Origin of the sequence: Microcoleus sp. AR_TQ3_B6 (assembly GCF_036702785.1) — a bacterium.
In the GTDB taxonomy this organism is placed as follows: Bacteria; Cyanobacteriota; Cyanobacteriia; order Cyanobacteriales; family Microcoleaceae; genus Microcoleus.
On the sequence record NZ_JAUBVJ010000068.1, the window covers coordinates 1 to 21,003 of the forward strand.

Below are 21,003 nucleotides of genomic sequence, written 5' to 3' on the forward strand. Positions count from 1 at the left end.
AGCATCTATAACTGGATGGGATTACATTTTGTCAGCCCTAGCTACTGTTGCATGATTTTTGAAAATTGGTATAAATACATTGCCATCAGCGCCGACGGGGAAACTATTGTTAGTGGGGGTAATAAGCGAACAATCCAAGTGTGGGAAGTGCCGTAAAGTTTCAATCGCCCTTCAACCATCAAACTCAGAAATTAAAAAACAATGACATAAATTTCCTAACATAACTATGAAAGTTCCTTAATGAAGCGCTGTATTGAAACGCTCGAAATTAAACCTATAAAGTGTGTAAAATAAAAAAATCATGCCTTACAGTCAATTTACTACGATCGCCAAAGCGAAACAAGCTTTCGCTCTCACAGTCCAAGAGGGAGATCGTTTTATACCGCCGCTAAGCCCGATCGCACCCTCAGACATTCTCAGCGGCACCCTCAAAGATAGCCTCCCCATCGTCGCTATATCGGGAAGTGAAAAAGCGCGATCGGAAGGAATTATCTATCCCGTACTGCTGGAAGTGAGGCGGATTCTCGATCGCAAAATTAGCCTTTTCTCCGGCGAAGACTTCACCATCGACGAAGCTGTCGGGCTCAATGGAGTGTTTGATTTTCTGCTGGCGCGATCGGCCGAAGTCCTAGAAATTGAAGCCCCCGCCGTTGTAATTGTCGAAGCTAAAAAGACCGACCTCAAAAGCGGATTGGGTCAGTGTATTGCCGAAATGGTTGCCGCTCAACGCTTCAATCAAGCTAAAGAAAAAAACATCCCCATCATCTATGGGAGCGTGAGTAATGGCATTCAATGGCAATTTATCAAACTAGAAAACCAAACTGTGACGATCGACTTATCCGTCTATCCTCTGCCCCCTGTGGAGCAAATCCTCAGCTTTTTCGTTTGGATGATGCAGAATGGTGCCGTTAGCTCAGAAACAATTTAACCTTCCAAGGCCGCCAAAAGACACAGCAACAAAGCTTCCGTCCACTCGACTACAGCACCGTAAGTATCTCCCGTGTGGCCGCCCAAACGGTGGTTAAACCAGGCTCCGGCAAAAATCCCGATCGCACTTCCCCCCAAAGCCATCCCCACCGCCAACAGCCACCGATCGCCCTCCAAGACAACTTGCATCACGCTCAAACTCAGCAGCAACAGCACTCCGGGGATAAAATCAAAAGGAGAATAAATCGATTCTTTGTGAAAAGCTCCTTTACCCTCAGCCCGGAGATAGGGATAGCGGGCGATCGCCACCAGTTGGCCCCACCTCCCCCAACCCGCCACACCCATCAAAGCCAGCCACCGATAGTTATTCAAGTCCGAGAGAGCGGCAGTTTTCAGCAGGACGATCGCGATCGCAGCCATCGCGCCAAAGGCTCCTGTAACGCTGTCCCGCATGACTTCCAGCCTGCGCACGGGGTCTGGTACAGCCAGCCCGTCCGCTGCGTCCATTGCCCCGTCAAGATGCAGCCCGCCAGTCACCGCGATGCCCAAGACTACCACCAAGGCCGATCGAGTCAGAGCAGGCATTCCCAACAACTGCAGCCCAACATCCGCCAGTCCCAGCATCCCCCCAATCAAAAGCCCGATCGCCGGTGCCAAGCGAGCAATGCCCCGAAACTCCAAAGTCCAAGACATCGGTACTGGCAAACAAGTATAAAAAGCGACGGAGGCTGCTATGGCAGCACCTTGATTCCGGAAAAAGTTGATTGTAGACCGAACCCATTTATCATCCACCATAAGATTGAAAGTTTTTCATGTGGTATACAGTTGTCAATCCCTTAGCGTGTGCCAGAATTGGAGCTGTAACACCCTAGTCCTTTGGATTGGGCATTCCTCCTGTCGCCTGCTCTTTTCCCCAGAAAACCTCTGCCGACAGCGAGCCCGAAGCTCCCTCTCTAAAATGACTAAACTCAAGATCCGCGTTTCCCGTACCAAGAATTCTAGCTAACTCCCTGATTTCCAAGACGGGAACATACTACAACAGAGGCTTTTACTACATGAGTCACGACCAATTAAATAACAGGGTAGTTGCTCCTTGCATCATCGATACAGGGATTGTCGTCAACAAACGCGATATCAAAAGATTGCTGTTTGATTTAGGACGTGTCCGCTACCTTCACATACAAGATGGCCAGATTTACAGCGAAGGGGAAGGCTATGTACTCGAAGTCTTCGCCAACCCCCACCGTTCTACCCTGATTGCCAACCATGCGCTTTATTTGAACGTGTATAGTTTTGATTACCTGGAACTGAAACAGTCCCCTGAAGATGGTGCTTATTTTGACTTAATTCAAGACGGAAGGCTGTTGCGGTTAATTCCCCTCTCCAATCCTTTGCAAGAGCAAGTCGCCCGGAATTTAAATGCTGCGGCTTTGGATGCGGTTGTCGATCAGGTACTCTCCGGCAACTGGGATCTGCATTTGGATGAGGATGATTCCCCGTTTTAATCGTCAGTCAGTCGATTTGAGATTTTAGATTTTAGATTTTAGATTTACTTGCAGCATTGAATCTGGGAGTTAGAACTAAGGTCTAAAATTTTTTGCCCTCCATGACGATTGTCGGAAACTTGTATCCGTTTTTGGGCGGGGTCATGAGTTTTTTGTCGCGATGTCATCAGAAAACAGGGTAGAAACCCCGTCCTTATAGGACGGCTTTACTCTTCAATTGCATAAGTTCCATGTAAATAAAAATACGCATAAATAGTACCATTTTGTGCGCTGCCAATATGGTACTATTTTAGATAGTAAATCAACCCCGCTATGAAAGCAAGATATCGCTACAGATTCTATCCAACAGACCAACAACGACAGAGTTTAGCTCAGTTGTTCGGTTGCATTCGGGTAGTCTGGAACGATGCTTTAAATTTGTGCAAAAGTTCGGAAAAATTGCCCAATTACAATCAACTGTCAGGTTTATTAACTGCATCCAAAAAGACTCAAGAGCGGAGTTGGCTTAACAATGTGTCTTGCGTTCCATTGCAACAATCTCTGCGGCACTTATCAGTAGCATACAAAAAATTTTTCAATTCCCGCAAGGGGAAGAGAAAGGGAATAAAAGTTGGGACACCCAAGTTTAAGAAAAAGACCAACAGCCAATCTGCGGAGTTTAACAAATCCGGGTTCTCTATTAAGGGATGCCAAGTCTACTTAGCTAAGGTAGGAGATGTCAGTCCGATTTCGCCTGTGGGAATTCCTTCAGAACCGGGATCGGTAACGGTAATTAAGGATTGTGCAAACCGCTACTTCCTCAGTTTTGTAGTCGAAATAAATCCTGCAAGTCCGCTCCCGAAGAACCAATCAGTTGGGATAGACTTGGGGCTAAAAACTTTTGCCTCCCTCAGTGATGGAACGCAGGTAAAAAGCCCGGATTACTCGAAACCAGACCGCAAAATCAGGAAGTTGCAAAGGAAGTTAGCCCGCCAACCGCATGACTCAAGGCGCAGGAACAAGACTCGAATTCGGATAGCCCGCCAGTACAACAAGATAGCAGACACCCGCGCCGATTTCCTGCACAAATTGTCAACCAAAATAGTCAGAGAAAACCAAACTGTTGTTTGGGAAGATTTAAACGTGTCGGGGATGGTAAAAAATCGACGCTTGGCAAGAGCAATTAGTGGGCAAGGATAGTATCAATTCCGAGTTCTCTGCGAAGCTAAGTGCGATAAGTTTGGACGCGATTTCAGGGTAATTAGTAGGTGGGAGCCTACCAGTCAAGTTGGCTCTGAATGCGATTTTAGATGGGGAAAGTTAGACCTTTCTGTTCGCGAAGTTGTCTGTATCAATTGCAGGACGCATCACGACAGAGACGGAAATGCCGCTAAAAATATAGAGAAAGTCGGGATGGGATATCGCCACGACTCTAAACGGACGCAGAGGGAAAGTAAGACTACGACCGTAGCATCTCCCAATGAAGCGTCAAGAATTACTGCCTTTTTAGGGCGGTGATTCTTGTAAAAATTCATTGAGTTTATAGGCAATTATAAACAATAATTGTATTATGTTGTGAGTGGTGAACAAGGAATAGGCATAGCCCAAAGAGCGGAAGTCCCAAATGCAACTAACAGAGAGGCACATCATTAAATCAACGGAACACCGTTTCGCCCAGATTGACTCCCTAGCTTTCAAGTCCAAAAACCTCTACAATGCCACTAATTACGTCATTCGTCAGAGCTTTATTTATGGATGGAACTATGTCAATTACAACGAAATGAATCGTTTGATGAAGTCTCACGAAGCATATAAGGCTTTGCCTGCTTTCGGTCAGTCAGCAAATCTTGATGGTGCTAGACAAGGGAAATCGTTTTTTGAAGCCGTTAAAGCTGACCAAGCAGACTCTTCAAGATTCACGGGTCGCCCGAAACTACCAAAGTACAAAGATAAGATCACAGGGCGAAACCTTCTCGTCTACACGATTCAAGCGATTAGTAGCAAACAGTTGAAGAAGGGAGTTATTAAAATTTCTGGGACTGACTTTTTAATCAAAACTAAAGTCAATCCCAAGCAGATTTGTCAAGTTAGAGTGGTTCCGAAATGTGATTCCTATGTAAGGGAGGTAATTTATGATGAACCGGAGTCCACCATCAGCAATGCCAACTCTTTAGTTAGTATTGATTTAGGATTGGATAATTTAGTGGCGTTAACTTCAAATCAACCGGGATTTATCCCTTTGTTGGTTAACGGGCGACCATTGAAATCGATCAACCAGTTCTATAACAAGCGAAAAGCACGACTACAATCCCAGTTAAAAAGAAATCGTCAAACCACACCCCGGATGAGCGCGCTTAACTCGCTGGCTCAATCAAAAAGTTGATAATTACTTGCATCATGCTAGTCGTGTGATTGTTGACCATTTGGTAGCGAAACAAATTGGAACACTAGTAATCGGCAAAAATGCACAGTGGAAAACCGATATCGGTCTAGGTAAACAAACTAACCAAAATTTTGTCAGTATCCCTCACTCTCGATTAATTGAGATGTTAGAATACAAAGTTCGGTTGGTGGGAATCACAGTGATTGTCCAGGAAGAATCCTACAGGTCCAGAGCAAGTTTTGTGGGTTTAGACCCAATGCCTGTTTATGGAAAAACAGAAAAAGAGCCTGTGTTTACAGGGGGGCGGATTAAGCGGGGTTTGTACAAAACATCGACTGGTCAGCTAATTAATTCCGATGTGAATGCAGCGTACAATATCCTCAGAAAAGCTTTTCCCTTATGCGTTTAGCACTCTTGATAGGGAGCTGGGTAGTTGGGCCAAGGCGGGTCGATCCGCTCAAAGTAAAAGTGAAAGGGGAGGGGCTTAACGCCTCCCATGTCTATAAATGACTATACTTTTGCCAGCTATATCAACAACAATAGATTAGATAACACGGACGGCCGAGTAGCGGTTAACGATCGTCGGGGACTAATGACTGAAGACAAGACGGGATTTTCTTTTAAATGTCAGGCTAATTGCAGCCATACCCAAGCGCGTGCAGGGGTTTTTGCCACTCCCCACGGTGTTGTGGAAACGCCTAAATTTATGCCCGTGGGGACGCTAGCTAATGTCAAAACTTTGACACCGGCACATCTTGAGGCGGCGGGTTCTCAAATGGTTTTGGCAAATACTTATCACTTGCACTTGCAGCCGGGGGAAGCGATTGTCGCAGGCGCTGGCGGCTTGCACAAATTTATGGCTTGGCCGGGCCCGATGCTGACGGATTCAGGCGGCTTTCAGGTGTTTAGCTTGAGCCAAATGCGCAAGATTACTGATGATGGGGTGACTTTTCGCTCTCCCCGCGATGGCCGCATGATTAATTTGACGCCGGAACGATCGATCGAGATTCAGAATCAGTTGGGCGCCGATGTGATTATGGCCTTTGACGAGTGCCCCCCTTACCCCGCTACGCGGGAGGAGGTGGAGGCGGCAACAAATCGCACTTACCGCTGGCTGCAACGCTGTATTCAAGCTCACTCGCGTCCGGATCAAGCTTTGTTCGGAATCGTGCAGGGGGGCGTTTTCCCCGATTTGCGATCGCGCGCGGCGAACCAGTTGGTAGATTTGGATTTGCCCGGTTACGCCATCGGCGGGGTTAGCGTCGGGGAATCGGGGGATTTGATCGCAGAGATTGTGAAGGTGACAGCGCCCCTGTTGCCGCCAAATAAACCGCGTTATTTGATGGGGATTGGGACTTATCGGGAAATGGCGCTGGCGGTGGCGAGTGGCGTAGATATGTTTGACTGCGTGATTCCGACTCGGCTGGCCCGCCACGGGACGGCTTTTGTGGGTGGGGAACGCTGGAATTTGAAAAATGCTCGGTTCCGGGAGGATTTTGCTCCCCTGGATGAGTCTTGTCCTTGTTATACCTGCCAAAAATTCAGTCGGGCTTATTTGGCCCATTTGGCGCGGGCTAACGAAGTGCTGGGGTATACTTTGCTGGCGCTTCACAATGTGACGGAGTTGATTCGCTTTACAGGGAGGATGCGGGAGGCGATTTTGGCCGATCGATTTACTGAAGAGTTTGCCGGCTGGCTCGCACCAAGAGTCGATCGATCGTGATTGCCTGGCGTGAAGATATGCGACAATTATGAAAATTGTGTTGGATAGGTAGGTTGATTCATGGAAGCTGCATTACTCTTAGCAAAACTGCCCGAAGCTTATTCGATTTTTGAGCCTTTGGTTAATGTGTTGCCGGTCATTCCCGTGTTTTTCTTGCTGCTGGCTTTTGTTTGGCAGGCGGCTGTAGGATTCAGATAAGTTTGATTTCATTAAAAACAGGGGCAATTTACAAATCGCCCCTGTTTTTAGCTATTAAGTTTTTTCCGAATGCCGAATGCCGAATGCCAAGGAACCTCTGAGTCCTGACTCACGATCGATAATTCATCGGTGTATCCCTGGCAAAATCCCTGTAGTGCGTTCCTTCAGCTACCGCCGATCGCACTTTTGAATGCCGGTCTTTCTGACATCCGCTTGATGTAATCTACAACTGCCGGATAAGCACTAAGGTCTAGTTTTAGCATCATTGGAATGTAGGCTAAAATTGACCCGACTGCTGCGTCGGCTACGCCGAATTCATCGCCCATTAAAAAAGGCTGTTTCTCGAAGATTTCATTTAACGGTTTTAACAAGCGGGGAGTTTCGCGATCGCGAGTTGCTTCTGTAAATATTCCCGGCCCGAGGGTAGCGTTAGCAAACATGACCCACTGCACAATTTGAGCTTGCTCCTCCAAACTCCCGGGCATTTTACCATATTTTTGAGCTAAATACAGCAGAATTGCGCCGGATTCCCAAAGTTTCAAATCTCCGTCAACAATTGCCGGTACTTTGCCGATCGGGTTAATTTCGAGATACTCTGGCTGCAAGTGTGCCCCTGCTTGCATATCCAGCATCACGAATTCGTAGGGAACCGCTATTTCTTCTAGATACCACTTGACTATTGACGCCCTGCTGCGGGCTCCGCCGTAAAGTTTCAGCACGGAATTGTTATCCTTTAACGCAATATTATTATTGTAGCATTTGGGAATTGGGAATTGGGAATTGGGAATTGTAGCCACCCGAGACTCTGATGTCACTGTTCGACTAAGGACTAATGGCTAATGACTGAGGACTAATGACTAAGGACTACTGACTAATTACCGATAACTAATGGCACCTCTGTCAAGTGCAGAAACAAGATTCTGCTGCCAATAAAAATCAATATTGCTCCCCCCAATATCTCAATTTTATTAGCAAACAAGTTGCCGCACTTGTGTCCGATAAACACGCCTGCAAAGGCTAAAAAGAAAGTAATAAATCCGATCGCAGTCACCGCCAGAGCAATAGAATCTTTCAGGACAGCAAATCCGAGACCAACTGCGAGGGCATCGATACTCGTCGCCACCGACAGCGTTATCAAAGTCCCCGTATCTAACGGATTAAACTTTTTCTCGCATTCTTCGCTTTGCAGCGATTCGTAAATCATTCTACCGCCAATAAAACTCAAAAGCCCAAAAGCTATCCAATGGTCGATCGGTGTTATCAAAAAACTAAAACTCAGACCGATCAACCATCCTAGGACGGGCATTAAAGCTTGAAACACTCCGAAAAATAAGGCGATTTTTAAAGCTTTATTGACCTTCATGTGTTTGATTGCTAAACCGCTGGAAACAGCTACAGCAAAAGCATCTGCTGCTAGTCCCAAAGAAAGTAAAATAGTAGTGGCTGCATCCATTTTTGTAAAGTGTTCGGTATTATAAATAAAGTGTACGTCTTGACAATTTTAGTTTACACTAAACTTTGATAATATTGCGTTTTTATCATAATTTTTTCATTTTTATTTCAGATTTATTTCACAATTGGCGAGGGTTGAAAAAATCGGGGCTTAGCTGTATTCTGTAAAAGATTATTTATCCATTAGCCGAATTAACGATGCCGCAATCTAGATTGTACCAGCCCCTGCTACTCAGGTTACTGCACGGGGTTAATGCTGCGATCGCCCTTTTAGCAATTTTGAGTGCATTTGTGGTTTACAACACCTACGATGGGAGGTTGGGCAAAGTCCCCGTGCCTCAGATTGCAGATATTATCGGGATTCACGGCACTTTTGGCAAGATGTTGGTGTTAGGAGTAATGCCGACTTTTGCATTGTACAGTTTCCATGCAGGTCAAAAACGCTTGGTGCAGCCTGATTCTTTTGGGACACTAACGCAGTTGGGAAAACCGCTTTGGTGGTACAGTTTGCACCGGATTGTGAATACGTTGATGTTGCTAGCACTGACTTGGGCGATCGCTTCTGGCAGTATGGTTAAGGAAGAATGGCTGCCGGCTGGGGAATTGACCCAGGTTTGGTATTATTTGCACGCTTCTGGTTGGGCAGTATTGGTGTTTTGTCTGGCAATGCACTTATTGATGAGTGCGAAAGTGGGGGGTTTGCCGCTAATTTTGTCGATGTTTGATGCCGCATATCGCCCGGAGGATTCGCCGGCTGCTTGGTGGAAGAAAATTCGGTCTTTGGTCGATCGCTCTTAATTTGAAAATGAACAAAAATATTTTATTAATTGTTGCGGAAGTCTTGGTAATGGGAGGTTGGTTGTTTGCGGTGGTTGCACCTTTATTATTTTCCTAATCCTATCATACAGCCGATTCCAGGTTTATGAATTACACACCAGCAACCGGGTTTCTTTACAGTTCTCGCATCATTACTGATTCTGTTGCTCGAAACCCGGTTTCTGGCGATATACCTCTACATGGAATATGCTGTATCAAGTTTAGTTAAAAAATCAGGACTAAGGCAAACTGGCACAATTGGTAGGGTGCCGCGGAACCTCACACCCTTGATAATCGCCCCATAACCGAGTCTGATATCATTCCGGCCTGACTGCCGGAATGATATCAAATCCTTGCTTCAAAAGTCTGGCGTAAAGTCTCATCAAGCTGCCAACAAATAATTCTCGCAATATTCATTTTTTTGACCCGCCCGTCAACAGTCAATCGATTTGAGATTTGAGATTTGAGATTTGAGATTGAACTGGTTCCTAGGCTCTTCCTCGCTATGCGATATAAGCGAGGAAGAGCCTCAATTGCGGAGGAAAATTGGAGGCACAACCTCCTTTCTCTGCGTTATCAGGTAGAGCCTGGAAGTCAAAAAACACAGTCATCAGTCAACAGTCATCAGTCAACAGTCATCAGTCAACAGTCAACAGTCAACAATGACGGATGGTGCAACCGGAATCGATATGGCACACCATACAAGCTGACTTAAGTGTGACATTTGGTCTTAGTCCTAAAAATGATAATCAGGTTTGTAGTGAGGACTTCAGCCGTCGGTTTTATGAGGACTAAAGTCCTCGCTACCAGCCGACATTAAGCTTTTCGTCGAGGGAGCTTGCAAGAGTTGCGACGGGTTTCCAAGGCGGCAAAATGCGATATCAAACGATCGGCAATTTTACCATAAACTCAGCACCGCCCCCAGTTTGAGATTTAATTGGAGATTCAACTGTAAGGCTACCACCGTGCAATTCTACAATAATTTTATAGCAAACCGACAGATCCAATCCGGTAAATTTTTTAAAGGATTTAGTATGGTCAAACTGCTCAAATATTCTGTCTAGAGTTTCCGGCGGAATTCGGGAGCCGTTGTGGGCGATCGATACTGCAATAAACCTACCTGGAGAATCCTCGACAATATTTGTTTTAATTGTAATAATTTGAGCCGAGTTTTCAATACTGTTAACAGCATCAATAGCATTGCTGAGGAGACTCGCGAATACCAGGCTCAGTTGACCGGGATAACACAAAATTGGCGGCAGGTTTTTGTACTCCTTGACTACTACTATTTTTTGCTCCAGCCGGCTCCCTAGCAACAGCAAAATATTTTCGATGCTTTCATTAAGGTTGGCGTGTTCTTTGTTGGGTTCGTCAGGAAGCGAAAATTTTCGCAAAGCCAGGACTATCTGGCGAATGCCATCGGCTCCTATTTTCAATAAATTGAGAATTTGCGGCAACTCTTGGCTGATAAAATCTAGGTCGCAGGTCTCTATTTCTTTGGCAATTCGCGGCACCAGTTGGGGATATTGTTCGCGATAGAGACTAATTATATTAAGCAAATCTTTGATATAATCGTTGAGGTGAATCAGGCGGCCGTAAATAAAGTTAATCGGGTTATTAATTTCCTGGGTAACTTCGGCGGCAAGTTGACCCACCATTGTTATTTTTTCGCTTTGTACTAAATGCTCTTCAGTTCTTCTAAGTTTGGCGAATACTTCTTCCAAAAGTTTGAGTTCTTCTTGAATTTGTCCCTGGAGTTGGGATTGGAAAATTGCGATTGCCAGCGAGTCGGCAATTGCTTCCAAAACTTCCACCTCGTCGGGAGTCGCAAACCGCCGGTTTGCAAAGGCGAACAGATATCCGAGCCGATTAGTCTGAGTTAATACGGGTACTGCTGCGTAGTGGCTGTTTGTGAGTTCGATATGGGGGCGTTCCTGAGACGCTGTGGCATCAGGGGCGGTGGTTTTATATAGCAGTATCGTTTCTTGGCGGTGAAGCCGTGCAGCTAAATCTCCAGAGGGCCCTCCTGGAGAACCGAAGATTCCCAAGCCCCCGGGCACACCTTCCCGGCAATATTCCCAGCCAAATTCTAAAGTATCTTGTCGGGGGTCGTACCATCCGAAAATTGCTCGATCGAGCTCCAGCAAAGTACCGAGTTCGTCTACTGTAGTTTGCATGATGAGATCGAGGTGCAAGCAAGCGCGAATGCGACCAGTCAAGCGGTGGAGAAGGGCTTCTGTGCGAGTGCGAATGCAATTTATGGCAAACAGCTTGAGTGCCACAATTGCGGAGAAAATAGCGGAGGCCGCAAGTACGGCGGCGGCTACAGCTAGTATATTGAAGGGGAGCAGTTCTTTTTCGAGATTGTCGCGGGGAATTACAAGGGCGATCGACCATTCCGCTTGTTCTAAAGGAAGATAGGCAACATAAACTCTGGCGTCGTTGATTTGAGTCAGCAAAATGCCCGTTTTTTGATAAACCATCTCCCGAGCTACATTGGTCAAATTAGCATCTGCAGACTCTAACAAACTCGGAGCCGGATTGTCGATATTTCCCATTAACCGAGGGTCGGGATGGACAATCGGCACTCCTTGAGAATTGAGAACAAAAGCGTAAGTTCCTGTCCCATATTCCAGCTTTCCTACTACTTCGGCAATTCGGTCGATGCTAATGACGCCGTTTATTACTCCGATCGGCTTGGATGCTGTTTTATCAAGAGAATTTGTCGAATTTGACCACACCGGAGCCGAAATGGGAACAATACTTTGTTTTTTGAGCGTGCGAGAAATGGTAGGATCTGAAACATAGACTTCCCCAGCCATTGCCTTTTTGAAGTGTAGGCGGTCGCTGACATTAATCAAGGCTCTGCCGACTTTTGTAGTGAAATAAGAACCGTCAGGAGCGATTAATGCCAAATGCTGGAATTCTTGCAGTCGATTTACTTCCGATTTTAAATAAGGCTCTGCCACTGACCAATCCATCGAACGAACCGGAGGAGAGTTGGCGAGGATTTCGAGTTCAGCCTTTCTACTGCCGATCCAGCGATCGATCTTGTGCGCGCGCTCCCTAACTTCTAACAAAGCATTGCGCTCTAAATTGTTGATAATCAAGCGGCGAACGCTTTGATAGCTGATACAACCAGTGATGCTAGCTGCCATAATTGTTACGCCCAAAATTAACAGCGCAGTTTTGTAGGGAAGATAGTATTCGCCCTTAAATCCCGCTGGCAATAGTCGAGTTAATTTCCACCACTTAACTCTCGCAAAGCTTCCCATTGTTTGACCAATTTATGAGATTGAACTCCTCAGCTCACCTACGATGTACTCCCAGCCTGCCAATAGTCTGAAACTACTAGCATTGAATAATTGCGGGGATTTTTGAAATTTTTCCCGCCAGCAGGTTTACCCTGTTAAACTGCAATAAAAAATTCTACTATCTTTTCTAGTAATTAAAAAAATTAATCAACAATTTAAGACTTTTCTTAACAGTCCTTAATAATTTATGTTGATTAAGTGATGTGCGCAGGCATCGCTCTAGGTTGAGATGTTCGGTGTTTGTCTTATGAGGTAAGATGCACGGGCAGCAGTACAGCCTACTTTGAAATGTTTGGCATTTGTCTTAATATTGAAATATTAAAAGCTTTTCTTTCATTAACGAATGAAAAGCTGCTTAAATCTTTAATTCACATCGAGAAACTCAAAACTATTTTCCCTGCATCCGCTGGCTGAGGCTCTGCTAAATGGCCCCAGTTGCGCGTTTGTTTAAAGAACCTTGTGAGTGTGTTCGTGCTGTTTCACATTGTCTTCAGTGCGAATGATGCGCTCGGAGTTGAGCACTCTTTTGCGTTCTAAGGAATAAGTAAAGTCGTTGCGAACTGTTCCCAAGGGAATGTGAAGTTGAGCTTGGGGGCGGATTTTGTAAGTGCGGGCAGCGGAGATCGCCCGAAAGGCAAATTCTTCGCTAAACTGAGCTGAGGTCGGGAATTCTGGCAACATTTTGGGTGTTTCGCCGTCGAGCACTGCTCCCAAAGTCGTCCCGCAAGCCATTAAATAGGATGTGGGAATTCCTTTGACAATTGCTTCCAAAGCTGCTGAGGGAATAGCTTCGATTACTTGCACTTGAAAAACTTCGCCTTCTTCTTTGATGAAGCAGGTAGCTAAACCGACTGCTATGTAGTCGTCGGTGCAGAGATCCGGAGCGTTGGGATAAACTGTTGCAGTCGTCATAAGAAAAGCTTGGTAGTGTGGAAACCGGGAACGAGAAATTAAGGGATTTGAGATTTGAGATTTTACATTTCTTCCACGGTTTTTTTCGGGGATTTTACCTGGAAAACCTCAAATCGGCTGTCTAATACCTAAAATTTTTGGGTTGAGCTCCGAAGAGCCGATCGCATGATTGTGTCGATCGTACCACATCAAGGTAGATGCCGGATGATTCGGCAAGGATTCCCCGCGGCCACGACGTTTGCGGGAATATCTTTGACAACGACACTGCCTGCACCGATCGTGCTATTGTCGCCAATAGTGACTCCTGGGCAAATAATACTGCCACCGCCAATCCAAACATTATTGCCAATATTAATGGAAGCTGCGAACTCTCGGCCAGAAAGTCTAATTTCCGGGTCCGTGGGGTGAAAAGCGGTGTAAATTTGTACGTTGGGTCCGCACAGTAAATTTTCGCCAATGTTAACTCTATTGCAGTCGAGAATCACGCAGCCAAAATTCATATACAATCCGTTTCCAGCATAAATATTGCTGCCGTAGTCGCAGTAGAAAGGTGGCTCGATTTCAACTTTCGGCCCGACTGCACCGAACAATTGGGCGATAATTTCTAACCGTTTGTCTGGTTCGTCTTCGCGGGTAGAATTGTATGTTCTGGCGAGGCGGCGGGCTCGCTGGCGCTCTGAAATCAATTGCTCATCTGCTGCTAAATACAATTCGCCGGCGAGCATTTTTTGTTTTTCGGTTTTTTCCATAAGAATCGGTGGTTTTGACACTCCCGGGCCAAAGGCGTGGGGATTGCAAGGTTGCACTGACACACCTTAAAACTATCTATCCTTGCGGCCATACTTAAACCAAATATCCGTTCGATTGAACCAAATATTGAGCCTAATTTAGTTAGTCCCAGAGGGTTTTGTCTACCCAAGCGTTCGAGAACCACTTCTCACGTTGACCTATGCCCTACGGTACGATCATCGTTTAAATTCCAAGAATTTACTTTTCTGGTTTTAGCTTGCGTTAGTTAGCTTAGCTATGTTTTTCGTGGTGTTCGCCACCCACTAGCTATTATTATTTCCCGACCTGTCGTTTGAGCTTGGTGTCTCATTTGTATCGGCGGTTACTCTACCTGTGGCATACTACTATTATACATCCAAATGGAATAACTTACCCAGAAAACTGAGAGAATAAATGTTAGGACAACCAAACAATTGAAAGAGAAGATAGCCAAAATAGCTGACGAAAAGGGAGTTCCTGTGTCTGAGTCGATCGACGACTATATTAAGGGACTTCCATCATCAAGCTGGATTAATTAAAGCCGGTCACTGAAGAAGGGGCTTTTACCCAAATTTCCGGTAACGGCCACTATACAAACTTTCCTCCCTCTGGCTTGAGACTGAAGAATAATGTAGGGTGCGCCGAACCGCGCACCCTTCTTCGTGTCAACAAACACGTTAAATGTAATACCTGTCTGCTGTTTGACTATTAGGCTTCGATCCCCCCGGCGCTGCTTCGCGTCCGGGGAAGAGTCCGCTCTTTCGTCCCCCTTCTTAAGGGGGATGCCAAGGGGATCTAGACTCAGGTAAAACCGATCTTTATCAATGGTTCCAGTCTTAAGTTGACACCAAGAAGGGGCGCATCTTACCGCTATAATTAGCGCGTCAAACCATTGTTTGATGTTGCAGGATACATTTAGGGGTCGGGTTTGGACTGCAAACAAAGGGCTAAATCCAGGTTGGTTAATTGCTCATAAGCTCGATCGATCGAGCCTTTGGATCGCAAAAAACCAGTATTGGCAGCGGGGCAAATATATTGCAGAGTGGAGGGCGAAAATCGATCGATAATTGACTTGACGCTGTTAATTTGCCGCGGCCAGTGAAAAGTTTTCGCCGTCTTGAGCGGTACTGGGGCACCTTCTCGATTGGGGAGCAAGTGTCTGCCCGAAAACAGCACTCCACCGCTACGACTATCATAAAGGCAAGAGGAACCTGGAGAATGGCCTGGAGTCCAAAATGCTTTCATTCCATCGCTCAGGGCAAATTCTCGCTCAAAAACCGTCACCTTCAATCCCGGCAGCAAATAAGCTTCCTGCTCTTGAATCAGGATATCGCACCCCGTGGCTTCCTGAATCTCCCGCGCCTTGCCGATAGCGCCGCGGTGGGTGAGAAACAGCAGTCGCACACCGCCGCGCGAAAGCAAAAACGTGTGGTTAATCTCATCCCAAGCGGGACAATCCACCAGGATGTTCGATTGGTTTTCTACAATGAAATAAGCTGTCGCACCCAGAGTATCTCGGTTAGGCGGGAAAGCAAAGATATTGTCCAGCACGGGCCTGGGTTGTTTGGAGACTGAACTCTGTTGTTTCAAGGAAGTATTTCAGAAGGGAATGGGATAAATATTATGTTCTTTTTACTATGGTTGTTCGTGTTGGGGCTGATATCATACTTCTTGTTGCAGAAGGGCACCAGCCGCATCACCCGAACTCCGGTATGGCTGCTGTGGCTGGTAATGATGGCGCCGGCGCTGATTTGGAGCGGTTGGGTTTTAGTTAACGGCACGAGCAAAACAGTACCGCCGGAGTTAGTAATTATACCTTTTCTGATTTGCCCTTTTTTGTATTGGTTTTTGGTACAGTTGGGGCGCAAGAAAATTACCGCCGAAACTGTTGAGCTTGTAACAGACTCGGAGACTGAACCTGCAAAGCCAAAACCGCCCCTGCGCCCGATCGATGCAGCGGAAGAAGCGAGTTTGCGCGATTGTTTTCCTTGGTCAATTTACTTTTTGCGAGATTTGGAATTTCGGCCGCAGGCTGTAATTTGTCGCGGACAGTTGCGCACGAATCCGGAGGCGGCTTATCAGGCAATTCGGGAGAATGTGGAGAGGCTTTTTGGCGATCGCTTTTTAGTAATATTTCAAAACAGCTTGAGCGGTCAACCTTTTTTTGCCATAGTTCCCAATCCCAGCCACCAATCAGCGGAAACTCCTGTCAAAACCGAATCTGAAACCCGGCCGTTTTTTGCATTAGCTTTGCTTTTGATCGCGGTGTTTACGACTACGCTTGTCGGGGCGCGAATGGTTGGAGTTACTGAACAAGCTTTGCAGTCCAACCCGTCAATATTGCTCCAGGGTTTGCCTTACTCGCTTTCTCTAATTACATTTTTGGGAATTCACGAATCCGGCCACTATTTAGCTGCCCGATTTTACAAAATTCGCACGACTTTGCCTTATTTTATTCCGATTCCTTTTTTCTTGGGAACTTTTGGCGCATTCATTCAAATACGGAGCCCAATTCCCAACCGCCGAGCTTTATTTGATGTTAGCATTGCCGGACCCCTTGCTGGTTTAGTTGCGACACTGCCATTATTGATTTGGGGTTTGAATCATTCCACTATTGTACCGCTGTCTGACAAGTCCGGAATGTTAAATTTTGAGTCTTTCAAACCCAATTTTTCGCTGCTGATGACTCTCTTGAGCAAGTTAACCTTGGGCGGTGCTTTGAATGCGGAAACTGCGATCGATTTGCATCCGGTAGCGGTGGCGGGTTATTTGGGTTTGATCGTGACGGCGTTTAATTTGATGCCGGTGGGACAACTCGATGGCGGGCACATCGTGCACGCGATGTTCGGCCAGCGAGCGAGTATGGCGATCGGGCAAGTTGCTAGACTTTGTATGCTGCTGCTTTCTTTTTTGGAACAGGGTTTGCTGCTGTGGGCGATTATTTTGTTTTTGACGCCACTAAACGACGAACCGGCGTTGAATGATGTCAGCGAATTGGATAATCGGCGGGATTTTTTGGGGTTGCTGGCGATCGGGCTTTTGTTACTTATTCTGTTACCGGCGCCCAGGATACTCCTTCAGTGGTTAAATGTTTAGTCTGAAGAAGGGGAAGGAGGAAGAAGGAAAAGGTTCATAAATCCTAGGGACTTTAGCATTTATCAACCCGCTCTTTCTACACGCGATCGCGACGAACGTGGCAAAATACATCTTGTAAAAAAATCATAATTTATATTGACATTGAGACCATATATGGGTTACTTCTTTGCTGATTACGGGATATATTTACCCACTGCAAATTGTGCCATAATTGCAATCAGCTATAAGTGCGATCTGCTAGATTTCCTAGCTAGTAGGTAGGTAAATTCGGAAGTCTATTCTCGAGAATTGGCATTTCAAATTTAATTAAACAGTCCTGGACGCAAAGCCTCTACATATAGCGTTTTTTAGCGGCAATCCTCCTGTGGTTGTATTCAGAGGATTGTTACGTCCAGGACGATTAAATTTACCCTAATCCTTCGTCTTTGGTATAATGTGCGGGAGCATTTAATAAAATTAAAATCTAGCTATGAATATTTTTGTACTTTCTTCACGGGCTTTAATCTCAAGTGTATTCTGGGACACAGTTTTTGAATTAGAAAATATTGTTGTACGAACCTGCAACGCCAAACTTTTGGTACCATCTGCCCGCGATGTAATCCAGTGGTCATCGACACTTTATCCGCTAGCGGATCGAATAGTCCGTAAAGCTGTTAAGTCTACTACAGGTCTATATAATTTACCACTTTTACCTCAATTGTCGGACAAACCCAATGTTTTAGTGATGATTGGGATAGCAGGATCCGATCTGGAACTACTCTCAAGTATACCTAAGTGGAGGGAGCGTTTTGATGTTGTCATCGCTTATCTTTTCGATTCTTGGGCACCGGAAATTTATTCAAAAAATGTCTATCATTTAGATCATTTATTTGTTGCACTTCCAGAAATTATAGATGAACTGAAACAAATTTTTGGTATACCAGTATCGCTGATCCCTTTTGCTGCTGATGTTCTCACTCACGGTTCGTGTCAACTCAAGCGTTCAATAGATTTAACAAGCTTCGGGCGGATACCCTCACAGTATGACACTGTGTTTAGCAATAAATTCAATCAACCTGGTTCCGAACAAATTTACTATAAATCTACGCCCAGAACAGAAGAGGTATTTCCGAAATTGCCTTACGAAATGCGTAGAGACGAGCCAGATACTCGGCTGCTATTTCACATTCTCAGACATAGCAAACTCACCTTGGCGTTTGACCCCCTCTATCGCTATCCTGGTATGCGTCAGTTTCCTTACTCGTTTATTACACAGCGTTGGTTTTATGGTACTGCGACTGGCGGTGCGGTAGTTGGGAAGCGTCCAACTACACCTCTAATGGATGAGTTAATGAATTGGGAAGATGCTACTATTGAGTTGCCCGATGACCCGCAAAAAAGTGCTGAATTCATTAAGGAACTTTTACAGGACGAGGTGAGGCTTAATTCTATATACAAACGCAACTATGTTGAGAGTTTAGCCCGTCACGATTGCAGGCATCGGATTCAAAGTATGCTGGAAGCTGTCAAAATTCCCCTACCGCAGGGACTGCTGGAAGAATTGTCACAGATAAAGATGATTTATGAAAAAATGGTCAGCCGATTTTAGATTTGGGATTTGGGATTTTGGATTGGAGAATTACTCCTGTCCTGAGTCTGCGAAGGAATGAATCTGGGGGACCCGGGACTAAATTGCTTGATTGCCATGCCAGAGCTGATTGTAGAGAAATAAAAGTGAGAGATTTGAAGGGGATGCCGCTCGACTTTGCCGTCGATTTATTCACGGTGCTAATTGGTAACACTTGGTTCGCGCTTTCCAGCGGAACGGAGTAGAGACGACTTAGTTTTTTCTAGTGTTAGAAGCAACTTAATCATTTGAAAACCCAGCCAGTCTTTATACGGAATTTTACATATATTCGTATTGATATATAAGAAATCACAGGTATCCATGTCAGGGAACAGGTAGGAAAAGGGGATGCAGATAAAACCCAATCTTTTTAACCGGTTGGTAATTTTGTTAACTTCCTCAGTGCTAATAGAACCTGGCAGAAAATCGTGAAACTCTATAGTGCTCTGCTTAACATTGCAGAGTGTGGCATCCCTAGTTGAGTTAAAAACGGATTCTTTAGCACCTTCAATATCTATCTTCAACAAATCCACTAACTCGATTCTGTGGTTGTTCAGAAAAGTTTCTAAAGTGATACCATCCACTGATATCTCTCCCTGGAGACCGTAGATACTAGCAGCTTCCTGACTAATACTGTTACATTCTAGATTGTCATAAGTATATATTTTTAATGGCCCAGTTCGGTGAGATATAGCATAATTATTTTTTTTAACTAAGCCCTTTTGTGGAAGCTGAGAATACACAGAAGGAACTGCTTCTATGGCGTAACGCCTACAATTGAATGCGCGAGTTATCGCTTCGCTAAATTGACCGACCTGGGCGCCTAAATCGATAACTAAAGAGTCAGATTTGAGAATTTTAGAATAAATAGTATGAGTTTTTATATTCCTCAATCATGAATGCTTTTGCCAGAAATCGATTAATTTTACTAATTAATTATAAACTGTCATAAATTGCGGAATAAATTATGGTTAATACCAACATTCAAAACCAAGTGTGCCGACTTACTGAGGAAAATTAATTAATTAATTGTAACACTACTTTGGTAGGATATAGTCTGGCAGCTAAAACCCACAACTTCAAATCGACATGAGCCAGCATTCAGACCGCATTGCCCCTCACGGCGGCATCCTGGTCAACCGCATTGCCACACTAGACCAAAGACAAGAATTTTTCGACAAAGCAGAGTCCTTGCCACGAGTCCAGCTTTCGGATCGATCGATCTCCGACCTGCAAATGATCGCCATCGGCGCCCTGAGTCCCCTCAAAGGGTTCATGAACGAAGCTGATTATCGATCGGTCGTCAAACAAATGCGCCTATCCAACGGTCTTCCTTGGTCGGTTCCCATCACCCTCTCGGTAACAGAAGCAGTCGCCGACACCCTGACAGAAGGCACTTTAGTGCGCCTCGACACCCCGGCGGGCGAGTTTGCCGGCATCTTGGAACTTGCAGAAAAATACCGCTACAGCAAAGAAGAAGAAGCCCTCAACGTCTACCGGACCGACGACCTCAAACACCCGGGCGTCCAGGTAATAGACAAATCCGGGCCCGTTAACCTCGCAGGCGAGGTTTGGCTGCTGGAACGCGAACTAGATGTCCGGTTTCCCCAATACCAAATTGACCCGGCGAAATCGAGAATACTGTTCAAAGAAAAAGGATGGAAAACCATAGTCGGTTTCCAAACCCGAAACCCCATCCACCGGGCCCACGAATACATCCAAAAATGCGCCTTAGAAACAGTAGACGGCTTGTTCCTGCACCCGCTAGTCGGGACGACTAAGGATGACGACATCCCCGCTGACGTGCGGATGCGCTGCTACGAAATTCTGCTAGAAAAATACTATCCAAAAGAGCGGGTAATTTTGGCAATTAATCCGGCGGCGATGCGCTACGCCGGGCCACGAGAAGCAATTTTTCATGCTTTAATCCGCAAAAACTACGGCTGCACTCACTTTATCGTGGGGCGCGATCATGCTGGAGTTGGCGATTATTACGGCACTTACGATGCCCAACATATTTTTGATGAATTTGAGCCGGGAGAATTGGGAATTGTGCCGATGAAATTCGAGCACGCTTTCTATTGCACGCTGACGGAACAAATGGCTACAACTAAAACAAGCCCAAGCACTCCAGAACAACGGGTGCATTTGTCGGGAACCAAAGTTCGAGAAATGCTGCGCGCTGGAAAATTGCCGCCGCCGCAGTTTTCTCGGCCGGAAGTCGCTGCAGAATTAGCCAAGGCAATGAATATTTTCAGTTACGAGATTTAAGTCTGGAAGCTTGGTGTTGGCAGCATTGTGAATTGTTTGGAATTTTAACTTTT

The 21,003-nt window shown here is 45.6% G+C and carries 17 protein-coding genes and 2 pseudogenes; 11 read left to right on the forward strand and 8 right to left on the reverse strand.

All coding sequences use genetic code 11. The features are described from left to right. The first annotated feature begins 301 nt into the window (after positions 1-301). On the forward strand, positions 302-928 hold the full coding sequence (locus tag QUB56_RS26215) for a hypothetical protein (RefSeq protein ID WP_332959154.1): 627 nt from the start codon (positions 302-304) through the stop codon (positions 926-928). On the opposite strand, the gene cobS is transcribed toward QUB56_RS26215, so the two are convergent. Next, positions 925-1,722, reverse strand: a complete 798-nt coding sequence (gene cobS, locus QUB56_RS26220; RefSeq protein ID WP_332959156.1) for an adenosylcobinamide-GDP ribazoletransferase — start codon at positions 1,720-1,722, stop codon at positions 925-927. The genes QUB56_RS26215 and cobS overlap by 4 nt on opposite strands. A gap of 260 nt (positions 1,723-1,982) precedes the next feature. On the opposite strand from cobS, the gene QUB56_RS26225 reads away from it, so the two are divergent. The 6 genes and pseudogenes from QUB56_RS26225 (at position 1,983) to QUB56_RS26250 (ending at position 6,715) form a co-directional block, all read left to right on the forward strand. Further along, positions 1,983-2,432 (forward strand): hypothetical protein, encoded by a 450-nt coding sequence (locus tag QUB56_RS26225; RefSeq protein ID WP_332959157.1) that lies wholly within the window; start codon positions 1,983-1,985, stop codon positions 2,430-2,432. A 312-nt stretch (positions 2,433-2,744) separates the two neighbouring features. After that, on the forward strand, positions 2,745-3,611 hold the full coding sequence (locus QUB56_RS26230) for a transposase (RefSeq protein ID WP_332959158.1): 867 nt from the start codon (positions 2,745-2,747) through the stop codon (positions 3,609-3,611). 12 nt (positions 3,612-3,623) lie between these two features. Then, positions 3,624-3,929: pseudogene (locus QUB56_RS26235) on the forward strand (zinc ribbon domain-containing protein); the annotation flags it as partial. Between the two features lie 106 nt (positions 3,930-4,035). Then, positions 4,036-5,304 (forward strand): annotated as a pseudogene (locus QUB56_RS26240) (RNA-guided endonuclease InsQ/TnpB family protein). 82 nt (positions 5,305-5,386) lie between these two features. Next, positions 5,387-6,517, forward strand: a complete 1,131-nt coding sequence (gene tgt, locus QUB56_RS26245; protein ID WP_332959193.1) for a tRNA guanosine(34) transglycosylase Tgt — start codon at positions 5,387-5,389, stop codon at positions 6,515-6,517. A gap of 60 nt (positions 6,518-6,577) precedes the next feature. After that, positions 6,578-6,715 carry a photosystem II reaction center protein K gene (locus QUB56_RS26250; RefSeq protein ID WP_006634808.1) on the forward strand — a complete coding sequence of 46 codons (138 nt, stop codon included), beginning with the start codon at positions 6,578-6,580 and terminating at the stop codon, positions 6,713-6,715. 164 nt (positions 6,716-6,879) lie between these two features. Here the strand turns inward: QUB56_RS26250 and QUB56_RS26255 are convergent, their stop codons facing one another. Next, entirely contained in the window at positions 6,880-7,434 is a 555-nt protein-coding gene (locus QUB56_RS26255; RefSeq protein ID WP_332959195.1) for a glutathione S-transferase family protein, read from the reverse strand. Between the two features lie 152 nt (positions 7,435-7,586). Next, positions 7,587-8,168, reverse strand: coding sequence for a manganese efflux pump MntP family protein (locus tag QUB56_RS26260; RefSeq protein ID WP_332959159.1), 582 nt, complete (start codon positions 8,166-8,168; stop codon positions 7,587-7,589). A gap of 197 nt (positions 8,169-8,365) precedes the next feature. Between QUB56_RS26260 and QUB56_RS26265 the strand changes: the two genes are divergently transcribed. Continuing rightward, a complete protein-coding gene (locus tag QUB56_RS26265; RefSeq protein WP_332959160.1) occupies positions 8,366-8,965 on the forward strand; it encodes a cytochrome b/b6 domain-containing protein in 600 nt (199 codons plus the stop codon). 899 nt (positions 8,966-9,864) lie between these two features. On the opposite strand, the gene QUB56_RS26270 is transcribed toward QUB56_RS26265, so the two are convergent. The 4 genes from QUB56_RS26270 to QUB56_RS26285 all read right to left on the reverse strand — a co-directional run bounded on the left by QUB56_RS26270 (position 9,865) and on the right by QUB56_RS26285 (position 15,567). After that, complete coding sequence (locus QUB56_RS26270) at positions 9,865-12,258, reverse strand: cache domain-containing protein (RefSeq protein WP_332959161.1); 2,394 nt, start codon at positions 12,256-12,258, stop codon at positions 9,865-9,867. A gap of 486 nt (positions 12,259-12,744) precedes the next feature. After that, the gene (locus tag QUB56_RS26275; RefSeq protein ID WP_332959162.1) at positions 12,745-13,209 is read right to left on the reverse strand and encodes a hypothetical protein; all 465 of its coding nucleotides are present in this window, start codon (positions 13,207-13,209) and stop codon (positions 12,745-12,747) included. Positions 13,210-13,397: 188 nt separating this feature from the next. Further along, positions 13,398-13,958 carry a sugar O-acetyltransferase gene (locus QUB56_RS26280; RefSeq protein WP_332959164.1) on the reverse strand — a complete coding sequence of 187 codons (561 nt, stop codon included), beginning with the start codon at positions 13,956-13,958 and terminating at the stop codon, positions 13,398-13,400. A gap of 934 nt (positions 13,959-14,892) precedes the next feature. Next, on the reverse strand, positions 14,893-15,567 hold the full coding sequence (locus QUB56_RS26285; protein ID WP_332959165.1) for an MBL fold metallo-hydrolase: 675 nt from the start codon (positions 15,565-15,567) through the stop codon (positions 14,893-14,895). Positions 15,568-15,600: 33 nt separating this feature from the next. Here QUB56_RS26285 and QUB56_RS26290 point away from each other — a divergent pair, with 33 nt between their 5' ends. Both QUB56_RS26290 and QUB56_RS26295 read left to right on the forward strand, forming a co-directional pair. Further along, the gene (locus tag QUB56_RS26290; protein ID WP_332959167.1) at positions 15,601-17,073 is read left to right on the forward strand and encodes a site-2 protease family protein; all 1,473 of its coding nucleotides are present in this window, start codon (positions 15,601-15,603) and stop codon (positions 17,071-17,073) included. A 469-nt stretch (positions 17,074-17,542) separates the two neighbouring features. Then, a complete protein-coding gene (locus tag QUB56_RS26295) occupies positions 17,543-18,661 on the forward strand; it encodes a glycosyltransferase (RefSeq protein WP_332959168.1) in 1,119 nt (372 codons plus the stop codon). Between the two features lie 179 nt (positions 18,662-18,840). Here QUB56_RS26295 and QUB56_RS26300 read toward each other — a convergent pair whose 3' ends face one another. Next, positions 18,841-19,572 (reverse strand): FkbM family methyltransferase, encoded by a 732-nt coding sequence (locus QUB56_RS26300; protein ID WP_332959170.1) that lies wholly within the window; start codon positions 19,570-19,572, stop codon positions 18,841-18,843. A gap of 196 nt (positions 19,573-19,768) precedes the next feature. On the opposite strand from QUB56_RS26300, the gene sat reads away from it, so the two are divergent. Next, entirely contained in the window at positions 19,769-20,950 is a 1,182-nt protein-coding gene (gene sat / locus QUB56_RS26305; RefSeq protein ID WP_332959172.1) for a sulfate adenylyltransferase, read from the forward strand. Positions 20,951-21,003 lie beyond the last annotated feature (53 nt).

Excerpts from the sequence above, each read along its gene's own strand:
- QUB56_RS26215 (WP_332959154.1), top strand. The coding sequence starts at position 302 with ATGCCTTACAGTCAATTTACTACGATCGCCAAAGCGAAACAAGCTTTC.
- sat (WP_332959172.1), top strand. The coding sequence starts at position 19,769 with ATGAGCCAGCATTCAGACCGCATTGCCCCTCACGGCGGCATCCTGGTC.
- QUB56_RS26260 (WP_332959159.1), bottom strand. The coding sequence starts at position 8,168 with ATGGATGCAGCCACTACTATTTTACTTTCTTTGGGACTAGCAGCAGAT.
- QUB56_RS26270 (WP_332959161.1), bottom strand. The coding sequence starts at position 12,258 with ATGGGAAGCTTTGCGAGAGTTAAGTGGTGGAAATTAACTCGACTATTG.
- QUB56_RS26275 (WP_332959162.1), bottom strand. The coding sequence starts at position 13,209 with ATGACGACTGCAACAGTTTATCCCAACGCTCCGGATCTCTGCACCGAC.
- QUB56_RS26280 (WP_332959164.1), bottom strand. The coding sequence starts at position 13,958 with ATGGAAAAAACCGAAAAACAAAAAATGCTCGCCGGCGAATTGTATTTA.
- QUB56_RS26265 (WP_332959160.1), top strand. The coding sequence starts at position 8,366 with ATGCCGCAATCTAGATTGTACCAGCCCCTGCTACTCAGGTTACTGCAC.
- cobS (WP_332959156.1), bottom strand. The coding sequence starts at position 1,722 with ATGGTGGATGATAAATGGGTTCGGTCTACAATCAACTTTTTCCGGAAT.
- QUB56_RS26230 (WP_332959158.1), top strand. The coding sequence starts at position 2,745 with ATGAAAGCAAGATATCGCTACAGATTCTATCCAACAGACCAACAACGA.
- QUB56_RS26290 (WP_332959167.1), top strand. The coding sequence starts at position 15,601 with ATGTTCTTTTTACTATGGTTGTTCGTGTTGGGGCTGATATCATACTTC.
- QUB56_RS26225 (WP_332959157.1), top strand. The coding sequence starts at position 1,983 with ATGAGTCACGACCAATTAAATAACAGGGTAGTTGCTCCTTGCATCATC.
- tgt (WP_332959193.1), top strand. The coding sequence starts at position 5,387 with ATGACTGAAGACAAGACGGGATTTTCTTTTAAATGTCAGGCTAATTGC.
- QUB56_RS26250 (WP_006634808.1), top strand. The coding sequence starts at position 6,578 with ATGGAAGCTGCATTACTCTTAGCAAAACTGCCCGAAGCTTATTCGATT.
- QUB56_RS26295 (WP_332959168.1), top strand. The coding sequence starts at position 17,543 with ATGAATATTTTTGTACTTTCTTCACGGGCTTTAATCTCAAGTGTATTC.